Source organism: Amycolatopsis sp. WAC 04182, from assembly GCF_003947465.1.
Lineage (GTDB): Bacteria > Actinomycetota > Actinomycetes > Mycobacteriales > Pseudonocardiaceae > Amycolatopsis.
Window position 1 is genome coordinate 206,816 of the sequence record NZ_QHJJ01000002.1, and the last position, 22,142, is coordinate 228,957.

At 68.7% G+C, this 22,142-nt stretch carries 20 protein-coding genes; 18 read left to right on the top strand and 2 right to left on the bottom strand.

The window, feature by feature from the left end; genetic code table 11:
• The first annotated feature begins 141 nt into the window (after positions 1–141).
• The 5 genes from DMH01_RS08165 to DMH01_RS08185 all read left to right on the top strand — a co-directional run bounded on the left by DMH01_RS08165 (position 142) and on the right by DMH01_RS08185 (position 5,712).
• Positions 142–954 (top strand): AfsR/SARP family transcriptional regulator, encoded by an 813-nt coding sequence (locus DMH01_RS08165; protein WP_255432047.1) that lies wholly within the window; start codon positions 142–144, stop codon positions 952–954.
• Between the two features lie 430 nt (positions 955–1,384).
• Entirely contained in the window at positions 1,385–2,260 is an 876-nt protein-coding gene (locus DMH01_RS08170) for a helix-turn-helix transcriptional regulator (protein ID WP_125674782.1), read from the top strand.
• Positions 2,261–2,433: 173 nt separating this feature from the next.
• Positions 2,434–3,207 (top strand): 2-amino-3,7-dideoxy-D-threo-hept-6-ulosonate synthase, encoded by a 774-nt coding sequence (locus DMH01_RS08175; protein WP_233621448.1) that lies wholly within the window; start codon positions 2,434–2,436, stop codon positions 3,205–3,207.
• Positions 3,204–4,307, top strand: coding sequence for a 3-dehydroquinate synthase II (locus DMH01_RS08180; RefSeq protein WP_125674786.1), 1,104 nt, complete (start codon positions 3,204–3,206; stop codon positions 4,305–4,307). Before DMH01_RS08175 ends, DMH01_RS08180 begins: the two co-directional genes overlap by 4 nt.
• A 61-nt stretch (positions 4,308–4,368) precedes the next feature.
• Positions 4,369–5,712, top strand: coding sequence for a class I adenylate-forming enzyme family protein (locus DMH01_RS08185; RefSeq protein ID WP_125674788.1), 1,344 nt, complete (start codon positions 4,369–4,371; stop codon positions 5,710–5,712).
• Here DMH01_RS08185 and DMH01_RS08190 read toward each other — a convergent pair whose 3' ends face one another.
• Both DMH01_RS08190 and DMH01_RS08195 read right to left on the bottom strand, forming a co-directional pair.
• A complete protein-coding gene (locus DMH01_RS08190; RefSeq protein WP_158633199.1) occupies positions 5,713–6,453 on the bottom strand; it encodes an AfsR/SARP family transcriptional regulator in 741 nt (246 codons plus the stop codon).
• Positions 6,454–6,563: 110 nt separating this feature from the next.
• Entirely contained in the window at positions 6,564–8,009 is a 1,446-nt protein-coding gene (locus tag DMH01_RS08195) for an MFS transporter (RefSeq protein WP_199745406.1), read from the bottom strand.
• A 294-nt stretch (positions 8,010–8,303) separates the two neighbouring features.
• Here DMH01_RS08195 and DMH01_RS08200 point away from each other — a divergent pair, with 294 nt between their 5' ends.
• The 13 genes from DMH01_RS08200 (at position 8,304) to DMH01_RS08255 (ending at position 22,141) form a co-directional block, all read left to right on the top strand.
• Positions 8,304–8,816 (top strand): flavin reductase family protein, encoded by a 513-nt coding sequence (locus DMH01_RS08200; RefSeq protein ID WP_125674794.1) that lies wholly within the window; start codon positions 8,304–8,306, stop codon positions 8,814–8,816.
• The gene (locus DMH01_RS08205) at positions 8,813–10,399 is read left to right on the top strand and encodes a 4-hydroxyphenylacetate 3-hydroxylase family protein (RefSeq protein ID WP_125674796.1); all 1,587 of its coding nucleotides are present in this window, start codon (positions 8,813–8,815) and stop codon (positions 10,397–10,399) included. Before DMH01_RS08200 ends, DMH01_RS08205 begins: the two co-directional genes overlap by 4 nt.
• 15 nt (positions 10,400–10,414) lie before the next feature.
• The gene (locus DMH01_RS08210; protein ID WP_125674798.1) at positions 10,415–12,067 is read left to right on the top strand and encodes a class I adenylate-forming enzyme family protein; all 1,653 of its coding nucleotides are present in this window, start codon (positions 10,415–10,417) and stop codon (positions 12,065–12,067) included.
• On the top strand, positions 12,064–13,125 hold the full coding sequence (locus tag DMH01_RS08215) for a methyltransferase (RefSeq protein WP_125674800.1): 1,062 nt from the start codon (positions 12,064–12,066) through the stop codon (positions 13,123–13,125). The genes DMH01_RS08210 and DMH01_RS08215 overlap by 4 nt, the downstream gene beginning before the upstream one ends.
• A 7-nt stretch (positions 13,126–13,132) precedes the next feature.
• Positions 13,133–15,112 (top strand): FAD/NAD(P)-binding domain-containing protein, encoded by a 1,980-nt coding sequence (locus DMH01_RS08220; RefSeq protein ID WP_125674802.1) that lies wholly within the window; start codon positions 13,133–13,135, stop codon positions 15,110–15,112.
• The gene (locus DMH01_RS08225) at positions 15,097–15,903 is read left to right on the top strand and encodes an SDR family NAD(P)-dependent oxidoreductase (RefSeq protein ID WP_125674804.1); all 807 of its coding nucleotides are present in this window, start codon (positions 15,097–15,099) and stop codon (positions 15,901–15,903) included. Before DMH01_RS08220 ends, DMH01_RS08225 begins: the two co-directional genes overlap by 16 nt.
• Before the next feature lie 12 nt (positions 15,904–15,915).
• Positions 15,916–17,574, top strand: coding sequence for an FAD-dependent monooxygenase (locus tag DMH01_RS08230; protein WP_125674806.1), 1,659 nt, complete (start codon positions 15,916–15,918; stop codon positions 17,572–17,574).
• On the top strand, positions 17,571–18,992 hold the full coding sequence (locus tag DMH01_RS08235; RefSeq protein ID WP_125674807.1) for an adenylosuccinate lyase family protein: 1,422 nt from the start codon (positions 17,571–17,573) through the stop codon (positions 18,990–18,992). Before DMH01_RS08230 ends, DMH01_RS08235 begins: the two co-directional genes overlap by 4 nt.
• A gap of 61 nt (positions 18,993–19,053) precedes the next feature.
• On the top strand, positions 19,054–19,293 hold the full coding sequence (locus DMH01_RS08240; protein WP_125674809.1) for a hypothetical protein: 240 nt from the start codon (positions 19,054–19,056) through the stop codon (positions 19,291–19,293).
• Positions 19,294–19,308: 15 nt separating this feature from the next.
• On the top strand, positions 19,309–19,443 hold the full coding sequence (locus DMH01_RS43520; protein ID WP_255432015.1) for a hypothetical protein: 135 nt from the start codon (positions 19,309–19,311) through the stop codon (positions 19,441–19,443).
• Between the two features lie 363 nt (positions 19,444–19,806).
• Positions 19,807–20,568 (top strand): 3-oxoacyl-ACP reductase FabG, encoded by a 762-nt coding sequence (fabG, locus tag DMH01_RS08245; RefSeq protein ID WP_125674811.1) that lies wholly within the window; start codon positions 19,807–19,809, stop codon positions 20,566–20,568.
• A 3-nt stretch (positions 20,569–20,571) separates the two neighbouring features.
• Entirely contained in the window at positions 20,572–21,024 is a 453-nt protein-coding gene (locus tag DMH01_RS08250; RefSeq protein ID WP_125674813.1) for a MaoC family dehydratase, read from the top strand.
• A gap of 91 nt (positions 21,025–21,115) precedes the next feature.
• The gene (locus tag DMH01_RS08255; protein WP_125674815.1) at positions 21,116–22,141 is read left to right on the top strand and encodes a phosphotransferase family protein; all 1,026 of its coding nucleotides are present in this window, start codon (positions 21,116–21,118) and stop codon (positions 22,139–22,141) included.
• Position 22,142 lies beyond the last annotated feature (1 nt).

The window sequence follows — 22,142 nt, forward strand, 5'->3', positions numbered from 1 at the left end:
CGCCGTGTGTCAGCGGGACGCCGCTTCAGCACCCTTGGGAACACCCGTTCAGCCCAGAGTGATCCTGCTAGGATGAAACATAGGATGTTTGGCCGGTTTTCGCCATTCGAGCATCATATCAATTGCGCATACGGGGGTATCATGAAGTTGCGTATACTTGGCCGTCTCTCCTTGTCCGTCAATGGTGTTGACTACACGCCGACGGCACCCAAGTTACGACATCTTCTCGCATTGTTCATGATTAACTCCAACGAAGTCGTTTCGGTGGACTGCTGCATCGACGAATTGTGGCCGACGGACCCGCCGAAGAGTGCGTTGTCGACGCTGCAGACCTATACGCTGCAGTTGCGCAAGGTGCTCCGGTCCATACCGATGAGCGCCATCTCACCGGACGCGGCGCTGGAACTGCGCACCAGGCACCAGGGGTATCAGCTGGTGATACCCCGGGAGAGCCTCGACAAGGAACTCTTCGACAGACTGGTCGAAACGGCGAGAGAAGAACTGGGGCGGGACAACGTACGCCGGGCCTCCACGCTCTTCCACTCCGCCCTGCGGTTGTGCGAGGAGCCCGTTCTCGCCGACGTACGCCCGGGCCCGTCGATCGCCGCCTACCGGCTGGAGATCAAGGAGACCAGGTTCAGCGTCCTCGGCGAGCGCATAGACGCCGATCTCAGACTGGGTAGGCACCGCGCGGTGATCGCCGAACTGCGGCAGCTCATCTGCGCCCATCCGATGGACGAGAACATCCACGCCCAGCTGATGGTGGCGCATTATCGTTCCGGCCAGCGCGCGGAATCGGTGATGGTGTTCCATCGGCTCCGCCGCACACTCGCCGAAGACCTGGGACTGGAACCCAGCCCGCAGACGAAACGGCTGTTCGAAGCCATTCTCAAAACCGACAAACTGCCCACCGTCGAAGTGCCGGACAGCCTGTCCGGCCTACGGCTCGCCTGAACGCTTGCCCGCGGGGTGGCACTCATAGACCATCTCGACTGGCCATATGTGACATCTTCCGGCGGTGGGCCCGATTGGCCTGATTCCGCGAAACCGTACTCGCGTGATCGGACACGGATCTCGCGTGCTTGGACGCCGGACACCCGAGTGCGGCATCCAGACACGCGAGTCACGTGTCCGAACACGCGAATTACGCCTTCGTTCCACCCGACGAAGGTGCCCACCGGCGCATCGGACGCGGCGTGGGGAGCCTTACCTCCCTACCGGCCCGCGCACAACCACGACACGTTCGACCTTCCCTCAAAAGAACCGCCATCTTGAAACGGCCTTCGGCGACACGGTTGATCCGGTAGTGGTAATCGCCAACCTAGTACTGGCATTACCAGCTTACCGAGGTTGTCGGCCGCGACGGTTCCGCCATAATGGGTAGGTGCAGGCAAGGAAGGAACTCAGCGATTTCCTGCGGTCCCGGCGCGATCGGCTGCGGCCGGAGGACGTGGGACTGACGTCCGTCGGCCGTCGGCGCACTCCCGGCCTGCGCCGTACCGAAATCGCCCATCTCGCCGGGATCAGCGTCGATTACTACGTACGGATGGAGCAGGGCCGGGACGGGCGGCCATCGCCCACGGTGCTGGAGGCGCTGTCGCGGGTGCTGGGTCTCGACGAAGACGAACGCGGTCACCTGTACACCCTCGCCCGCTCGGAACCGGCGCCGCGGCGCGCGAACTCCGACGAGGAGGTCCGGCCGAGTGTGCGCAGGCTGCTCGAGCTACTCGACCCGAGCACGCCCGCGTTCGTCGTGGGCCGGCGGATGGAAGTCCTCGCCTGGAACGATCTCGCGGTCGCGCTGCTCACCGATTTCGAGGCCTGCCGTCCACCGCTGCGCAATATGGTGTGGCACGGATTCTGCGATCCCGCGGCCCGGCAGTTGTACGTGGACTGGGAGCAGATGGCCCGGCAGGAACTGGCGCACCTGCGGGTGGCGGTCGGCCGCTACCCGGACGATCCCGGCATCGTCGCGTTGGTCGGGGAACTGTTCCTGAAGAGCGAGGATTTCCGGCAGTGGTGGGAGAACCACGACGTCCAGGACCGGAGCCACGGCCTGCGGGAGTTCGATCACCCGTTGGTGGGCAGGCTCGAACTGCACTATGAATCCCTCGCCATCCCCGGCGTGCTCGACCAGAAGCTCGTGACCTACACCGCGGACAAGGGCAGCCCCTCCCAGGCCGCTCTCGACACGCTCGCCGCGGCGGCCGCCGAGACGAAGCGCGCGCACGAGGAGCGCGACCCCGCGCCGAGCGGCTGACTTCCGCCGATTTTCGCCCGATTCTTCAGCGTGCGCTGCCAGCCTGGCTGCAGGGAGAATCCCGCACCGCTCGAATGCCGGATGCGGAGCCCGGAGCCAAAGGCAGGTACTTCGGACACGACACGCTAGGCGGGCAGATGTCAGTCACTCTTCTCACCGGGAAATCACTACGCATGGCACGCCTTTCCCGGCGTGCCGACAACAGATACCTCTTCGTACCGCTCGACCATTCGATATCCGACGGGCCCATCGGCAGCGCGGCGGCTTTCAATCGCTTGATAGAAGACATCTCGGACGGCGGCGGCGACGCGATCGTCGTGCACAAGGGCCGCGCGAGAATGGTCGATCCGGCCTCGCTGGGCGATTGTTCCCTCGTGGTTCATCTTTCCGCCAGCACCACGCACGCCACCGACCGCGACGCCAAAGTGCTCGTCGGCGGAGTCGACGAAGCGGTGCGGCTGGGCGCGGACGCGGTCAGCGTGCACGTCAACATCGGATCCGAGACCGAAGCGGCGCAGCTGGCGGATCTGGGCGCCGTCGCTTCGGCCTGCACGAATTGGGGCATGCCCTTGCTGGCCATGATCTACCCCCGCGGCCCCCGGATCAGTGATCCGAGTGATCCGGCGCTGCTCGCGCACGTGGTCGGCATCGCGGCCGATCTCGGCGCGGACATCGTCAAAACGGTGCTCGCCGTCCCCGCCGAGAGGATGGCCCAGGTGGTGCTGAGCTCACCGATCCCGGTCGTGGTCGCGGGCGGCGCCGCCGTCGGAGGCGGCCTCGCCGAGTTCGCCACCTCGGCGCTGGCGGCGGGCTGCCGTGGCGTGGCCGTGGGCAGGCGGGTCTTCGAAAGCCCCGACCCGCGCCAGGCCGTACGTGAACTGGCCGTGGCGATCCACGGCTCCCAGACGACCGACTCTCTGCGCAAGGAACTGGTTGGTGCCCCGTGAAGTTCGCCTGGATCGATCTCCGTACCGTGCCCGACACCCAACGAGAGGCGGTCGTCGACGCGGCCGTGCACGCGAGGGTGGACGCCTTGGTCCACGACGACGTGCGGCTCCTCGACACCCTTCCCGCGACCGTCAAGCGCGTTCTGGTCCGGCCGGATCAGAACGGCGCCGGCGAGGGTTTGGTGCACCTCCGCGCCGTGGGCGGGGAAGCCGACCTGAACGCCCTCAAAAGCGCCTGGTACGACGAAAAGACCGACATCGCCGGGCTGGTGCACGTGCGCGACGACGCGTCGCTGACCCTCGCCTGCGACTCCGCGCGCTCGCTGCCCTACACGGTGGTGGAATTCCGCGACCCGACGAAGATCCCGCTCGAAATCGTCATCGCGGCGGCGGACGGCTCGCCTGGGCGGCTGATCTGCCAGGCCGCCGATCTCGAAGAGGCGCAGATCATCGTGGACGTCCTCGAAAAAGGCTCCGAGGGTGTGCTGCTGGCGCCCCGCGACGCCAACGACGTCTTCGGCCTGATGGAGATCCTGCGGGACAAGACACCGCAGCTGAGCCTGACCAAACTGACCGTCGAGTCGATCGAGCACTGCGGGCTCGGCGACCGGGTCTGCATCGACACCTGCACCCATTTCGGCGAGGACGAGGGCATGCTGGTCGGCTCGTACTCGCAGGGGTTCATCCTGTGCTGCAGCGAAACCCATCCGCTGCCCTACATGCCGACGCGACCGTTCCGGATCAACGCCGGGGCGTTGCACTCCTATGTGTTCGGGCAGGACAACCGGACGAACTACCTGAGCGAACTCAAGGCCGGGAGCACGGTACTCGGCGTCGGCGCCGACGGCCGCACCCGCCGGATCGTGGTCGGGCGGATCAAACTCGAGTCCCGGCCGCTGCTGAGCATCAAGGCCGTTTCCGAGGAAGGCGTCGTCGTCAACCTGATCGTCCAGGACGACTGGCACGTGCGGGTTCTCGGCCCCGGCGGCGCGGTGCTCAACGTCACCGAGCTCACACCGGGCACGCAGGTACTGGGGCACCTGGCCACCGACCAGCGCCACGTCGGCTGGCCCGTCGGCGAATTCTGTCTGGAAAAGTGACTTCCGCCGGTCCCGCCCGGACAGCGAACCGCGCGGGACCGGCCTTCGGACGGTGGTGGGCATGAAAAGGCGATCCTGGTGGGGAGAAGACCTTCTCGGCCGCGGTTCCGACGACGAGCTCTGGGCATACGGGGAACGTGCCGTCACCCGTGGCCGCCTCCGCGCGGAGGTGGCCTGGCTCGCCGGCGTGTACCGCCATCACGGCATCGGGGCGGGCACCACGGTCGCCCTGCACGGAACCCCCGGTTTCACCCAGTTGTGGTCCGTGTTCGCGTTGTGGGAGCTGGGCGCGCAAGTCGCCCTGATCGAGCAGAAGACCTGCCTCGACGAGATGACCTGTCTGCTCGGCCGGTGGCGTCCGCGGTATTTCGTCACTTTCGGCGGCAGCGGGCGCAGGAGCCGCCCGTTCACCGACGAATGCGAAGTGCTGGTGAGGCGGCTGCCCGACGGCGAACCCGCCTCGACCGGCCACTGTCTGCTCCAGCTCTCCTCGGGTACCACCGGCACGGGAAAGCTCATCGGCCGGACGCCGGAGTCGATCCTCGCCGAGCTCGGGCGGATCTCGGCGGTGGACGGTGTTCCCGGGCCGGGGGAACGGGTGCTGCTGCTGAACTCCCTCGCGCATTCCTTCGGCATGGTCGGCGGTGTCCTGCACGGGCTCGACACCGGTGCTCCCCTGCTGTTCCCCGCCCGCTCGTCGGTGGTGCGGACAGCGGACGTCGTCCTCGGTGAACCGCGGGACTTCGCGCGGCTCAGCGAAGAAACCGTCGCCCCCTTCACCTCGCTGCGCGCGGCGATCTCCAGCGGAGACGTCCTGCATCACGAGGTCTTCGACCGCTTCCGGGACCGCCACGGTGTGCGCATCGGCCAGGCCTACGGCACCACCGAGACCGGCGTGATCGCGATGGACGTCGCGGGCCGGTTCGCGGTCTCCGGTGTCGGGAAACCGGTCCCGGGGATCCGCACCCGGGTCGCGGACGGCGTGCTGGACGTCCATCTGGCCCGTTCGCCGTACGTCATCGAGGCCGAACCCTGGTTCGGTGGCTGGCTCTCCACCGGTGACCGGGTCCGGCGGGACCCGGTCACCGGCTCGCTGCAACTCCTCGGCCGGACCGAACGCGCCGGCGGGGGCCATCGGGATCTGGACCTGCTCGAGATCGAACGAGTGCTGGCGGCGCATCGCGAGGTCACCGACGTGGTCGTTCTCGGCTCCGACGTCATCGAGGCCCACGTGGCGGGCACGACGGCGCTGGACCCGGATCACCTCGGGTCGTGGTGTCGCCGGCTGCTGGGAGCGGAGAAGACACCATCGCGTTACCACGTCCTTCCCGCGCTCCCCCGCACCACCAACGGAAAGTACCTGCGGGACCGAAACGCGCTCCGGACCGCCGGATGGTCTCGGTGACTAGCCGGCGGTGATGAGGTCCGCTGCGAGACCGGCCGGTGCCACCGCGGGTCCTTCCAGCACCGGATCGGCGAGCAGGATGGCCGTCTGGAGTTCGCTCAGCGCTCGGGATCCCGTCTCGGCGACGGCCAGGAAACGGTGATACACCGCCAGGGCGTCGGCCTGCCTGCCGCTGCGGTAGAGCGCCGTCATCAGGCACGCGGTGAGCCGTTCCTCAGCCGGATGCCGGTGCACCAACGCGGTGAGCTTGCCGAGTACCTGGCGATGACGGCCCAGCCGGAGCGCCAGGTCGGCGCAGAGCACGACGGCCTCCATGCGTTTGGACCGCAGCCCGACCAAGGTTCGCTGTGCCCCTGGCCCGGTCTTGACGTCGACGAGTGCCTCGGTGCGCCACAGATCCAGCGCCTCGGTGATCGCTTCGGCCGCGTCGCCGAGTTTCCCGTCCGCGCGCCGGATCCGCGCGACCGCCACGAGTTCGTCGAACCTGTCGAGATCGAGTTCCCCCGGCTCGGTGCTGAACAGATAGCCCGCGTCGGGACCGGCTCCGGTGGTGCGCAGGCGCCCCGCCGCCGGGCCGAGTGCCTTGCGCAGCTGCAGGATGTGCGTGTGCACGGTCGACACCGAGCAGTTCTTCGACGCGCCGTCCCCGAGCTCTCTGGCGCACTGGGCGACGCTCACCTCGTGGTTGGCGTTCAGCAACAGCAGCGCCAGCAGCGTCCGCTGCTTCGGGGCCGATGGCACGCTCGGCCTTCCGTCGTGAACCACCTCGAGCGGGCCCAGCAAAGCGATCCTCACGGTTACTCGACTCCCTTCGATCTCTGCACTGGCGGTGATCCGGCGGTCCGCGCCGCTCATCCGGTGACCGGAGCGCTCACTTCCGCCGCCCGATCGTCCGTGCGGCGGCCGAACAAGGCGGCGGTGATCAGTGCGCCCACGACGACGGTGCAGCTGATGACCAGGTAGACCGCGTGGTACGTGGAAAGGCGTTCGGCCTGCTCCCCCGATCCGGCGAGCGCCGAGGCGAACGCCACGAGCGCGGCGATACCGACGCTCGAGCCGATCTGCTGTGCGGTGATGTTGAACGCGCCGGCGACACCGTGCCGCTCACCGGGGACGCCCGTGAGCGACGCCGCGGTGAGCGCGGTGTAGGCCAGTCCCTGCCCGATGGCCATCACCGCGACTCCCGGCAGGACATGCGTCAGGTAGTCGCCGTCCATCGGAGTGCGGAGCCAGAGCGCGACGCCCGCCGCGAGCAGGAGAAGTCCGACGACGAGGACCCGCCGCTGACCGAACCGCGACAGCAGACGGCCCGCGACGTTCGACGACACGGCCACGAGCAGGCTCATCGGGAGCACCGCCAGCCCCGACTGCAGGGGTGTGTAGCCGAGCATGCCCTGCATGTAGAGCGGCGCGAAGAACAGGACCCCGTTGAGCGCGAAGAAGAACAGGCCACCGGCGAGGGTCGCCGCCCGGACCGGCCGGGAACGCAGGATGCCGACCGAGAACAGCGGCTCCGGAGCCCGGCGCTCCCAGAGCACGAACCCGGCGAGGAGAAGGATCGCCAGCAGTGCCGACAAGATCGTGCCGGTGTCCGCGAGGCCGACCTCGCCCGCCCTGGTCACCGCGAAGATCCCCGCCAGCAAGCCGGCGGTGACCATCGCCGCGCCGGGCAGGTCGACCGGACGCCGATCTCCGGTCGAACTCGGCAGCAGCGGCCGGATGCCGAGCAGGACCAGCACGCTCATCACCGCGCTGAAGGCGAATACCGCGTGCCAGCCGAACGCGCTGGTGAGCACGCCACCGAGCACCAGCCCGACGCCGAAGCTCGCCGCGCCCACAGCGGTGTAGACGCCCAGTGCGCGGTTGCGCAGGCGGCCCGGCGGAAAGACCTGGAACAGCAACGCCATCGCCGCGGGTACGGACAAGGCCGCGCCCATCCCCTGCGCCGCCCTGGCCGCGATCAGCACCTCCGCCGTGGGCACGACGACCGGGGCGAGCGCGCCCACCGCGAAGACACCGATACCCGCCGCAAGCACCAGCCGCCTGCTGAAGACGTCGGCCAGCCTGCCGCCGAACAGCAGACAGCCCGCGAACGTGATCCCGTAGCCGGTCATCGTCCACTGGAGGAGGGCGTCGTCCATCCGCAGCTCCCGCCCGATGTCGGGCAGTGCCGGATTGACCACCGCCACACTGCCGACGTCGAGCGCCACCGCCGCCGCGAGCAGGATCAGGGTCCACCACAGGCGTGGCGTGAAACCGGCACCCAGTTCCTCGACGCGCGGCACTTGCTTGGTCACCGGACAACTCCTCGGATAGCGGCTTACGCGAGAGCCCGGACCACTATCGGTCGATCCGGGGATTCGGCCAGCCTCGCAGGCCGCGCGCCCGGCAGATAGTGCTCTGTCCTTCCTAGTAATCGGCGGGCTAGTCAACGGGATACCAGGAATCGCCGACGGGCTATAGCGGACCTTGCTCGATTTTTCATCGGGCATCGTGAGCATGGGTCACGTACCAGTCCGGCAAAGGAGGGAGATACCGGTGTCCGGCCAAGAACCTCACCCGCCTTTTCCCCGGCGAACCGGAAGTGGGCAGTGAACCGGGCGATCCACGGGCTCAGGGACTGTTTGGGCCAGTTCGCCACCGGCGTCACCGTGGTGACCGTTCGCCACGAAGGCGCCGTCCACGGTGCGACGGTCAACGCTTTCGCCTCGATTTCCCTCGCCCCACCGCTCGTGATGGTTTCGCTGGACCGCCGCAGCAGATTGTGCGGGCGGCTGGCGGGAGCCGCATTCGAAATCAACATTCTTTCGTCGTGGCAACAAGGAATCGCCCGGCATTTCGCGGGCAAGGGCACGGATCCGGCAGCCGAGATCCGCTGGGACGCGCTTCCGCATTCTCTCCGCCTCGCCGGCTGCGCCGCGTATCTGACCTGCGCGCCGTGGGCCTCCTACGACGGCGGCGACCACGTGCTCTACCTCGGCGAAGTACGGAACTTCGAAATCCGCGGCGGACCTCCGCTCGTCTTCCACCGCGGTAACTTCCACGAACTGCGCCAGACCGCCGCGCTCGCCCCCTCCACCGACGGGACAGGAATTCTTCGATGACACTCCAGCAGGAAACCGCCGGTACGGCGAACGGCAGCCACCCGGTCTCCCGGCCGATGAACGGGAAGGAATACCTGGAAAGCCTGCGCGACGACCGGGAAATCTACCTCTACGGTGATCGCGTCGCCGACGTCACGAAGCATCCGGCTTTCCGCAATTCCGCTTTGATGACCGCACGGCTCTACGACGCCTTGCACGATCCGGCCAAAAAGGACGTACTGACCACGGCGACCGATACCGGAAGCGGCGGGTACACGCACAGTTTCTTCCGCACCCCGCGGAGTCCCCAGGATCTGCTCGACGATCGCGAAGCCATCGCCGAATGGGCGAGGCTCACCTACGGCTGGATGGGACGGAGTCCCGACTACAAGGCCAGTTTCCTCGGGACCCTCGGCGCCAATGCCGACTTCTACTCGCCGTTCCAGGACAACGCTCGCCGCTGGTACCGGGAGTCACAGGAGAAGGTGCTGTTCTGGGACCACGCGATCGTGCATCCGCCGGTGGACCGGCATCTGCCATCCGAAGCGGTGAAGGACGTCTTCGTCCACGTGGAGAAGGAAACCGACAGCGGCCTGATCGTGAGCGGCGCGAAGGTCGTCGCGACCGGATCCGCGATCACCAACCTGAACTTCATCTCGCATTACGGCATGCCGATCAAGGAACGCGAATTCGCGCTGATCGCGACCCTGCCGATGACGGCGCCGGGGCTCAAACTCATCTGCCGTCCGTCCTACGCGGCCACCGCCGCGGTGATGGGCAGCCCCTATGATCATCCCCTGTCCAGCCGGTTCGACGAGAACGACACGATCTTCGTGATGGACAAGGTGCTCATCCCGTGGGAGAACGTGTTCATCTACGGTGACGCCGGCAAGGTGAACGAATTCGTCGCCGATTCCGGTTCACTGGAGCGGCTGACCTTCCAGAGCTGCATCCGGTTGGCAGTGAAGATCGATTTCATCGCCGGTCTCCTGCTCAAAGCGATCGAGATGACCGGGACCAAGGACTTCCGAGGCGTGCAGGCGCGTGCGGGCGAGGTCCTCGCCTGGCGGAACCTGTTCTGGGCCCTCAGTGAGGCGATGGCCAGGAATCCGCGGGAGTGGCGGGACGGGTCACTACTGCCGCGGAAGGACTACGGACTCGCTTACCGCTGGTTCATGACCCTCGGCTACCCGCGGATCAAGGAGATCATCGAGCAGGACGTCGCCAGTGGTCTCATCTACGTGAACTCCAGCGCGGACGACTTCAAGAACCCCGCGATCCGCCCCTATCTCGACAAGTACGTCCGCGGTTCGAACGGGCACGACGCGGTCAGCCGGGTGAAGCTGATGAAGCTGCTGTGGGACGCGATCGGCACCGAGTTCGGCAGCAGGCACGAGCTGTACGAGCGCAACTCCTCGGGAAACCACGAGTCGATCCGCACCGAGATCCTCGCGGCGCAGACCGAAAGCGGACAGGTCGACGGCTACAAGGGCTTCGCCGAGCAGTGCCTGAGTGAATACGACCTCGACGGCTGGACGGTTCCGGACCTCGACTCCTTCGACGAGCTGAAACACGTCATGCGCGGCCTGGGCCGTAGGTCTTGAGCCGGGAGGGACGCCGTGTATCTGCTGGGAACGCACCGGTCCGTCGCCGACCGGCTGAAACTCTCGACCCGTCGTGACCTGGGTGCGGGGAACTTCTTCTGGCACGTCTGCGAAATCGCCCGCGACCTCGACCGGCCGCTGCTCTTCCGGCACGAGGGCGGCGGGAAGACATCGGGCCATTCCCTCGGCGAACTGCGTGACCGGGTACTGCGCTGCGCGCGGTGGTACGCCGAAGAAGGGGTGAAACCCGGGACACGGGTCGGCGTCCACCTGACCGACGGGCTCTCCGGTTTCGTGCACCATGTCGCGATCACCGCGCTCGGTGGGGTCACCACGCTCACCAACCCGCTGATGCCGCCGGAGACCGCGGCCCACTACTTCGCCCGCACGGACACCACGCTCGTGGTCACCGACCTCGAACGACCGGCCACGGCGGGCACGCGGTTCGTCGGCGAGGAAGCGGTCGGTGTTCCCGGGGACGGACCGGCTCCGCCGCTGCCGGATCTGCACCGGCACCGGGACGAAGACCTGGTGTTGATCTCCCATTCCTCCGGCACCACCGGTGTACCCAAGCCGACGGCCTTCGCGCACCGCACGTTCTCCGTCGGCAAACGGGAGCGGCTCTGGAAATTCCCTTCCCTGCGAACGGATCGGATGCTCACCGCGCTGCCGCACAGCCATTCGTCCGGCATCAGCTACCTGAGCCTCGCCCTGATGCTCGGACTGCCGACCATGCTGGCCGACGGGACATCGGGCGCGGCGGTCGCGGAGGCGATGAACGCGTTCGAGCCCACGCTCGTGCTCGGCTTCCCCGGTACGCTCGCGGAGTTGCCGATCGGCGCGCTGACAACGGAAGCGGCGGGCGCCGTCCACACCTGGATGGGCATGGGCGACGCGTCGCACGAACGCCACATCCGCCCGTTGGTGGCACTCGGCCACACGCGGACGAACGGCACCGTGACCGCAGGTTCGACCTATGTGGACGGTCTGGGTTCGTCCGAAATGGGCATGGTGCTGTTCAAACACGCCTACACCGCCGATTCCACCACCTACGCGCGGGCGATCGGCAAGCCGGTGCGGGTGGTCCGCGAGGCCGCCGCCCTCGACGTCGCGGGCCGGGTCCTGCCGCCGGGCCGGGCCGGGCTGCTGGGGGTGCGCACGCCGAGTGTCACCCCGGGATATGTGAACGACGAGACCCTGAACCACCTTGCCCGCCGCGGCGACTTCTTCCTCACCGGCGACGTCGTGCGCCACGACGAGAACGGGAACTGGTACCACCTCGACCGCACGCCGGATGTCATCGAGACCCTCGACGGCCCGGTGTACAGCCTGCCGGTGGAAGAGGTCGTGCTCAACGAAACGAAGGCCCTGGACACCGCCGTGATCGCGGTGGTCGACCCCGCCGCCCCGGACCGGTCGCTGCCCGCCGCCGTGGTGCTCTTCGGGCACGGCGATCCGCCGGACGCCGAGGAGATCCGCGCCTCGTGCAACCGCGCGCTCGCGCGAGCGGGGCTCGCCGAGCTCGCCGCCGTCGTGGTGGCCGGCTCACGAAGCGATTTGCCGGTCGGGGTCACCGGGAAGGTGCTCAAACGCGAGCTTCGGGAAAGGCATCGGGAGCTCCTCACCCGCACGTCGAGCAGTGCCGAACAGAAGGGATGGAACGGATGACCGTGGTCGACGCCGACGTGGCCGCCGGGAACGGGACGGACGAGACCGCCGCGCGCGCCGTGGTCGACATCGTCACCGGGACCTGGCGTGCACAGGCACTCTACGCGGCGGTCGCGCTCGGTCTGCCCGATCACCTCGCCGAGGGGCACGTCACGAGTGCTTCCCTGGCCGCACGCGCGCAGGCCGATCCCGACGGCGTGCTCAGGCTGATGCGGTTGCTCGTCGCGATCGGTGTGTTCGACGGCGACGACCGGACCGGCTACCGGCTGACCCCGATCTCCCGGCTGCTGCGCACCGGCACCTCGACGTCGATGCGCGAGATGTGCCGCCTTTACGGTGAGGAGTTCCATCAGGCCTGGGGTTCGGTCGTCACCGCGGTGCGAACGGGACGTTCCGGCTTCGAGCACGCCTTCGACCGCACGCTCCACGAGTATCTCGCCGAGGTACCGGGGGCGGGACAACGCTTCCTCGACGCCATGAACGCCGGGAGCGCCTTCTTCGCGGACGTCCCCGAGGCATTCGACTTCTCGCGCGGGAAGACGGTCGCGGATCTCGGTGGCGGCAGCGGCACCCTGCTGTCCACCGTGCTGGAGGCCCATCCCCATCTCCGCGGGGTGCTGGTGGACAAGGAGCACATGCTGCCGGTGGCAAGGAACCAGCTCGTCGCGCGCGGCTGCGCGGACCGCTGCGACGTGGTGGCGGGAGACATTTTCCGATCCGTGCCCGAGAACTTCGATTTCTATCTGCTGTCCCGGATCCTGCAGGACTGGGACGACGGCGAGTGCATCACACTGCTCACGCACTGCCGCCGCGCCATGGCGGACGAGTCCGCGCGGGTGCTGATCCTGGAGCGGGTCATCCCTGATTCCGGGACCGAGGTCCTGCCACTGCTGTGGGATCTGCACCTGCTGATGATGGCGGGCGGGCGGGAGCGGACCCTGGCGAGCTACGAGTCCATTCTGGACGGTGCGGGTCTCCGGCTCGAGGCCGTCCATCCGCTGGCGCTGGAGACCAGATTGCTGGTCGCGGCGCCGGTGGCGCCCGGCCGGTCGCGGTGACGACGTCATGCGGATCTGCATCATCGGCCTCGGCCCCCGCGGGCTCTCCGTACTGGAACGGTTGTGCGCCAACGCTTCTGTCCTGGTGCCCGCGGACCGCGAACTCGTGGTGACCGTACTGGACTCGCATGTGCACGACGGCGGCCAGGTGTGGCATCGGCGCCAGGATCCGAAACTGCTGATGAACACCGTGGCCGCCCAGATCACCATGTTCCTCGACGACACCGTCGAGGCGGCGGGCCCGGTACTGCACGGCCCGAGCCTGTACGACTGGGCGAGGTCGATCGCGGACGCGCCGTCGTCCGGCGACATCCCGGACAGCGTCCACCGGGAAGCCGCGCTGCTCGGGCCGGACACCTATCCGTCGAGGGCGTTCTACGGCTCGTATCTGTACTGGACCCTGCGGCGGATCGTCAGAACCGCTCCGGCCACGGTGCGTATCGTGCTCTGCGCGGAGAAGGCCGTCGACCTGCGGGACGCCGAAGACGGTTCGCAGCGCGTCTGGCTGTCCGGCGGAACAGTGCTCGACGGACAGGACGCCGTGGTGCTCACCCAGGGCCATCTCGACACGTTCCCGAGCCGTGAAGAGTCGGCGATGGCGCGGTTCGCCAAGCACCACGGTCTGCGCTACCTCGCACCGGGCAACCCGGCAGGCGCAGCGCTCGAGGACATCGGCCCGGGTGAAACCACCGTCCTCAGAGGAATGGGACTGGCCTTCTTCGACTATCTGGCTTTGCTCACCGAGGGAAGGGGCGGCCGTTTCCTCCGCACCGCCGACGGGCTGGTCTACCGGCCGTCCGGCCGGGAGCCGCGGCTGGTCACGGGGTCCCGGCGCGGCGTTCCGTATCACGCACGCGGCGAGAACCAGAAGGGTGCGTACGGCAGGCACGAGCCGTTGTTCCTCACACCGGCGGTGCTCGAACGGTTTCGCGGGCGCGCGGAGCCCGCCGACTTCCGCGTGGACATCTGGCCACTCATCGACCGCGAGGTCCGCACCGTCTTCTACGGCACGCTGGTGCGCGACCGCGGATCCCCGGAGAGGGCGCGGGAGTTCACTCGCGCCTTCGTCGCGGCCGCAGGCGATCGGCCATCGCCGCCCGTGCTCGCCGATCCGCTGGCGCCGGCCCCCTCGGCCCGGGAAGAACGCGTGCTCGCCGAATTCGGGCTCGAGGAACGGTGGGATTGGCGCCGTGTGGCGCATCCGATCCCTGAGGCCGGGCTCGCCGGCACCTGCCGGTTCCGCCGATGGCTGCGGTCCTATCTGGACGAGGACATCGCGGAAGCGAAGCGCGGCAATGTGTCCAGCCCGCTCAAGGCGGCACTCGACGTGCTCCGGGATCTGCGCAACGAGATCCGGCTCGTGGTCGATCACGGCGGCCTCTCCGGCGACTCCTACCGTGACGACCTCCAGCACTGGTACACGCCGCTGAACGCGTTCCTCTCGATCGGTCCACCGGTGCGACGCGTCGAGGAGATGGCGGCGTTGATCGACAGCGGCGTGCTCAGTGTCCTCGGTCCACAGCTGTCCGTGCGGGCCTCGCCGGACGCCCGCCGATTCCTCGCGAGCTCGGCGCGGATACCCGATGTCACCGAAATCGCCACCGCCTTGATCGAGGCCCGCCTGCCCGAGGCCGACCTGCGGCGGACACAGGACCTGCTGCTGCGGAACCTGCTGGCACGAGGCGAATGCCGGCTTCACCGGATCCCGATCACCGACGGCGGTTCCTATCCGACCGGCGGCCTCGCCGTCACCCGACGCCCATATCGCCTGGTGGACCTCGGCGGGAGGCCGCACGCCCGCCGGTTCGCCTTCGGGGTACCCACCGAGACCGTCCACTGGGTGACTGCGGCGGGAATCCGGCCCGGCGTCAACTCGGTCATCCTGACCGACGCCGACGCGGTGGCCAGAGCCGCTCTCGAGATCGCACTGCCGAACTCGCCGTCATCCCGACCGAAGGAAACAGGAGAATCATGGATCTACAGCTGACCGGCCGTGTCGCGGTGGTCACCGGTGCTTCCAAGGGCATCGGACTCGCGATCACCCGGACCCTGCGCGAGGAAGGCGCCCGTGTCGTCGCGGTGTCACGGAAGAGCAGCCCGGAACTCGACCTGCTCGCCGGGGCCGGGTTGACCCACGTCGCGGCCGACCTGATGGATCCCGACGCGCCAGCCGACGTGGTGGCGCGGGCCGCGGACCTCTACGGCGGCCTCGACATCCTGGTGAACAACGCGGGCGGGCCACCACCGGGGGTGACCCTGCCGCGCTCCTCGTTCCTGGACGCGACGGACGAGGAATGGCGGAAGATGTTCGAGTTCAACCTGTTCTCCGCCGTCCGCGCCATCCGGGCCGCGCTGCCGCTGATGATCGAGCGTGGTGGCGGATCGATCGTCAACATCTCTTCGTGCAACGCGCGACAGCCCTCCCCCATCAACGTCGACTACGGCGCCGCCAAGGCGGGCATGAACAACGTGAGCAAGGTGCTCTCCGAGGAGTTCGGCCCGCAGGGCATCCGGGTGAACGTGGTCTCCCCCGGCCCGGTCCGCACGGCGTGGTGGACCGAGGAGGGCGGCGTCGCGGACCTCTTCGCGGCGAAGACCGGGACGGACCCCGAAACCGTGATGACCGAGGTCGTCCCGGAGATGATGCGGCTGGCGACCGGCCGGATCGCCGACCCGCGTGAGGTCGCCGCCCTGGTCGCGCTGCTGGCCTCGCCTCTTTCCGTCAACACCACCGGGGCGGAGTTCGCGGTGGATTCCGGATTCGTCAAGTCCATCTAGGGCGGAACGATCATGAACTCTCCGCTGAGGACCCCGGTCGCCATCGTGGGCGGCGGACCGGTCGGCCTGGTGCTCGCCTTGTTCCTCGACCGGCACGGCGTCCGGTCGGTGGTGTTCGAACTCGCCGAGTCCACTTCGGACCAGCCCCGCGGGAGCACGCACAGCGCTCGCAGCATGGAGCATTACCGGCGGCTCGGCCTGGCAGGCGAGATCCGCGAACTCGGCCTGCCTTGGGACCACTCGACGGACATCGCGTTCTACACCCGCTACAACGGGTTCCGGCTTGCCCGCAATCGCCGCCCGGCCGTGCGGGACCTGCTGCGCCAGGTCGCCTCGGGGCCGCGCACCGCGCAGGTGCCCGAGCCCATGCACCGCGCCAACCAGATGTACGTGGAACGGCTGCTGTACCGCCGGGCTCGCGCCGCGGCGAACATCGAGCTGCGGTTCGGCTGGCGGGTCACCGGGATCGCCACCGACCCCGGCGGCGTCGACATCCTTGCCGAGGACACCGGCGGCCGGGTCCGGGCCTGGCGGGCGGGCTATGTCGCCGGGTGTGACGGTGCCCGCGGCGTCGTACGGGGCCACCTCGGCGCTCGGTACGCCGGAGCGGGCAGGGTCGAACAAGAGGTGCTCGGCGGCCGCACGGTCGCGGCGCATCTGCGGATCCCCACGCTGTACCGGGACTTCCTCGTCGACGGCGGGGCGTGGAGTCATTGGGCGGTGAACACCGATCTGGTGCTGAACCTCATCGCGCTCAACGGCAAGGACGAGTTCTTCCTGCTCACCAGCTCCGTCGACCCGGACTCGGCACCCGACGACGCGCTGATCTCGGCGGTGCGGCTGGCCGCGGGCGCGCCCATCCCGGTCACCGTGCTCGGCAGACGGCCGTGGACGTCGGGGATGGCGCTCGTCGCCGACAGTTTCGGCACCGACCAGGTGTTCCTGGCCGGAGACGCGGCGCACCTGTTCACACCGAACGGCGGGTTCGGGATGAACACCGGTCTGGACGACGCGGCGAACCTGGCCTGGAAGCTGGCCGCCGCGGTACAGGGCTGGGGCGGCCCGGGGCTGCTCGCGTCCTACCACCTCGAGCGACGGCCGATCGCGATCCGCAACACCGGCGCCGCGCGTGAGCTCAACCTGGGCCTGGCGAACGTCGCCCGGCCTCATTGTGTGGAGCAGGACACCGCCGAAGGCAAGGAGGAACGCCGCCGGCTCGGCCGGATGCTGGCGGACTACGGCGACCGGACGCTCGACACCCTCGGTGTCCAGCTCGGCGCCCGGTACGACGGCTCCCCGATCGTCGACGGCCAGGACACCCCACCCGCGGACTCGCTCGACACCTATTCCCCGAGCAGTGTGCCTGGCGGGCGAGCACCGCATCTGTGGCTGGACGACGAACGCGCGACCGGCAGCTCGCTCTTCGATCACTTCGGTCTCGGATTTACCCTCCTCCGGTTGGGGCCGAAGGCACCGCCCGCCGTCGATCTGCGCGCCGAGGCGGCCCGGCGGAACATCCCGCTCAAGGTGCTGGATCTGCCGGATCCACTGGCCCGCGACCTCTACGAAAGGGATCTGGTGCTGATCCGTCCCGACCAGCACGTGGCGTGGCGAGGCAATGGTCTCGAGCGCCCCGACCGGCTCCTCACCGCTGTGACGGGCGGACGATGAGCGCCAGGGACTCCGGGCTGCTCGCCCCGGTGCGGGCCGGGACACCGGTGGAAGCGGCGACGACAGACGAAGCCTGGCTCCAGGCGCTCTTGGACGCGGAGGTCGGTCTGGCCCGCGCCCAGGCCGGACTCGGCGTCGTCCCCGAAGAAGCCGCCGAACGGATCGGCGAGATCTCCCGTGCGGAGGCCGTCGACCTGGTGAGCCTGGGGAGGCGGAGCCGTGAAAGCGCGAATCCCGTGGTGGCGCTGGTCGCCGACCTGACCGCACTGGTCGCCGAGAGCGATCCGGAGGCCGCCGAGTACGTCCACCGGGGGTCGACCAGCCAGGACATCGCCGACAGTGCCGCGATGCTGTTCGCCCACCGGGCCACCGGCCTGCTGCTGGCCGAACTGGAGCGAGTGACCGAGGGGCTGGCCAGACTCGCGGAGGAACACCGGAACCTCGTCATGCCGGGGCGCACACTGGCGTTGCAGGCGGTACCGGTGACCTTCGGCCTGAAAGCGGCAGGCTGGCTTCAGTCGGTAGCGGCCGCCGCAGACGGACTTCGCCGAGTGAGAGACATGCTCCCCGCTCAGCTCGGCGGCGCCGCGGGCACACTCGCCGGCTACGTCGAGTTCGCCCGTCTGCGGTTCGGCGAAGACGCCGGCGGTGCGCGCGTCGAACGGTATCCCGAAGAACTCCTCGCCGGATTCGCCGATGCGCTGGGCCTCGCCACACCGGTGCTGCCGTGGCATACCGCCCGCGCCCCGCTGGCAGAGCTGGGCTCGTCGCTGGCGGTGGTCTCCGGGGCGCTCGGCAAACTGGCCATCGACGTCCAGACGTTGTCCCGCACGGAAATCGGCGAGGTGTCGGAACCCGCGGGCGCCGCGCGGGGAGTGTCTTCGGCGATGCCGCACAAACGCAATCCGGTACTGGCCACCCTGATCCGCGCGGCCGCCCTCCAGGTGCCGGCGCTCGCCCTGATCCTGACCCAGTCCATGCTCGCCGAAGACGAGCGGCCAGGCGGCGCGTGGCACGCCGAGTGGCTGCCGCTACGGGACTGCCTCCGGCTGACCGGAGGTGCCGCCACCACCGCCGCCGAACTCGTGGAAGGCCTGGTGGTGCATCCGGACCGGATGCGGGAGAACCTGGACCGCACCGGCGGCCTGCTGCTGACCGAGCGGCTGGCCGCGGTGCTGACGCCGTCTCTGGGGCGGGTCGCGGCGAAAGCCCTGATGACCGAAGTGGCGGCCGAAGCCACGCGCACAGGCCGTTCGCTCCGCGAAACACTGCTGGCCGACCCGCTCCTCGCCGCCCGCTTCGACGGCGAGGACCTGGCCGGGCTCTTGGCTCCGGAGCGGTACACCGGCGCGGCCGCCCGGCTGGTGGACCGGGCGCTGGCCGATTACCGGCAGCGCCGATCCAGTCCTCGTGAGTGATGCTATCGAGGGTACCGTCGCGCGAGAGCCGCGTGGAACCCTCCACCGCCGACAGGCTGACGTGGTCGCCGCTCGCCGCGAGCAACGGGAGCAGGACGCTGTCCGTGGGGTCGTCTCCACCGGAGAAGTCCTTGGCCGCGACCACTTTGCCCGCCAGATCCGGGTGGCGGGCGTCGATACCGGTGTCCAGCACTTCCGCACCGAAGCCGCGCCGGGACCGGTCAACGAGGCCCAGAATTCGCCCGCGCGGTCCTTGGGCTGGACGATCAGCGGCAACGTCCGCCGCGCGCTCTCGTCGTAGCCGTCGGCGAGCAGCTTGTCGATCCGGAACAGCCGCGCGTCCAGCGTTCCCTTCGCCACCAGCGGCAGCGCCTCGGCCTGGTACACCGACCAGCCGTCCTTGCCCTGGCTGCGCTGGAAACCCATCCGTTCCCGGCCCGGCCCCGGCTGAACGGCGAGTGTGGGCACGCCGCCCGGTCGCTCCTGCACGGTGACCCGGTCGCCGGTGATCAGTGTGAGGGTGCGCGGCCCGGGCACCGCGTTCTACTCCGAGCACGGTCACCAGGAGCAGACCGGTCAGGACATGGGCTCTTCGGCGCATGTGGCGCCTCCGTGTGCGCTCGTATCGGCGCGCCGAGGCTTTCGGGAGTGCAGGTCGGGGCGCTAGCGGTCGGGACGATCAGGTCGTCGGGAGTAGCCGTTCGGGCATCCGTGATTACGATCACAGCGAGACTCGGGGCCTGACATCTCTAACGACCGACCGCTTAGTACGGCAGACTGGCGTCACTTCCACTCGACGACGAGGAGAACACCCGTGACCGAACACCCCTCCCGTGTAGCGATCGTCACCGGCGCCGGCCGCGGCATCGGCGCGGCCGTGGCCAACCGCCTCGCTTCCGACGGGTTCGCCGTCGGCCTGCTGGACCTCGACGAGGCGGGTGTCAAGCAGGGGGCCGAAGCGATCGTCGCCGAGGGCGGCAAGGCCGTCGGTGTCGCGCTGGACGTCAACGACGCCGCACAGGTCGAAGCCGCGGTGACCCGGGTGGCCGAGGAACTCGGCGCGCCGACCGTGTTGATCAACAACGCCGGCATCACCCGCGACAACCTGCTGTTCAAGATGACCGAACAGGACTGGGACTCGGTGCTGGGCGTGCACCTGAAGGGCTCGTTCCTGATGACCCGCGAGGTGCAGAAGTACCAGACGCAGGAGAAGTGGGGCCGCATCGTCAACCTGTCCAGCACCTCGGCGCTGGGCAACCGCGGCCAGGTCAACTACTCCGCCGCCAAGGCGGGCATGCAGGGCTTCACCAAGACCCTCGCGATCGAACTGGGCAAGTTCAACGTCACCGCGAACGCCATCGCCCCCGGGTTCATCGCCACCGACATGACCGCGGCGACCGCCGAGCGGATCGGCATGTCGTTCGAGGACTTCAAGGCGGCGGCCGCGTCGCAGATCCCGGTGCAGCGCGTCGGCACCCCCGAAGACATCGCCAACCTCGCGTCGTTCCTGGTGAGCGACGGCGCCGGGTTCATCTCCGGCCAGGTCATCTACGTCGCCGGCGGACCGAAGGACTGAGCCATGCGCGAATTCGCCTCCCTGCAGGAGTTCGAGAACGCCGTCGGCGAGCACTTCGGCCACAGCGACTGGCTGACGCTCACCCAGGACCGGGTGAATCTGTTCGCCGACGCCACCGACGACCACCAGTGGATCCACGTCGACGTCGAGAAGGCGGCCGAAGGGCCGTTCGGTGCCCCGATCGCCCACGGTTTCCTGACGCTTTCGCTCATTTCGGGCTTCGTCGGGAAGCTCTACCGCGTCAACGGGCTCAAGATGGGCATCAACTACGGGCTGAACAAGGTCAGGTTCCCCCAGCCGGTCAAGGTCGGCGCGAAGATCCGGGCCGGCGCCGAACTGGTCGAGGTCACCGACGTCGCGGGCGGCAAGCAGGCCGTCGTCCGGTGGACGATCGAGATCGACGGCGAGCCCAAACCGGCGTGCGTCGCGGAGATGGTCGTCCGGCTGATCGCCTGAGAAGGTGACGTCCGGCACCTCGCCGGACCACCCCTACCCGACATACCGACTGGTCGGTACTGTAACCGGAAAGCGAGCCGCTGGAGGCACCATGAACCAGTCCGACCTGCCGGGCCTCGACCTGGCCATGCTCAAGGCCCATCTGGACGAGCACCGGCCCGGTCTCGTCCAGGGCGACCTGAGCGGCCAGGTCGTGGAAGGGGGCCGGTCCAACCTCACCTACATCGTGGGCGACGGCCGGTCCCGCTGGGTGGTCCGCCGCCCGCCGCTGGGCCACGTCCTGCCGACCGCGCACGACATGGGCCGCGAATTCCGGGTGATCTCCGGGCTGCACGGCACGGCCGTCCCGGTGCCGGAAACCGTGCTGCTGTGCGACGACACCGACGTCATCGGCTCGCGGTTCTACGTGATGGAGTTCGTCGAGGGCACGCCCTTCCGCTCGGACACCGAACTCGCCGCGCTCGGCCCCGCCCGGACAAGGGCGATCGCGGAGGAACTGGTCGACACGTTGGTCGAACTGCACGCCGTCGATCCCGGATCGGTGGGGCTGGGCGATTTCGGTCGTCCGGAAGGCTTCCTCGAACGCCAGCTGCGGCGCTGGAAGAAGCAACTCGACGGCAACCGCAGCCGCGACCTCCCCGGCGTCGACGAACTCCACGACCGGCTCGCCTCGTCGGTCCCCGAATCGGGCAAGCCGTCGATCGTCCACGGCGACTACCGGCTGGACAACGTGCTGGTGAACGCGGACGACCGGATCACCGCGGTGCTGGACTGGGAGATGTCCACCCTCGGCGACCCGCTGACCGACCTCGCGCTGCTGGTTGCCTACGCCGAACGCGACAAGGTCTCGCTGCAGTTCGTGTCCAACGCCAGCTCGGCGCCGGGCTATCCGCGCAACGACGAGGTCATCGCGCGGTACGCCGAGCGTTCCGGCCGCGACGTCTCCCGGCTCAACTGGTACGTGAGCTTCGCGTTCTTCAAACTCGCGGTGATCCTGGAAGGCATCCACCTCCGCTACAGCAAGGGACAGACCGTCGGTGCCGGCTTCGAGGGCATCGGGTCCGGCGTCGTCCCGTTGATCGCGCACGGCAATGAGACTCTCAAGGAAGAGGGATAGA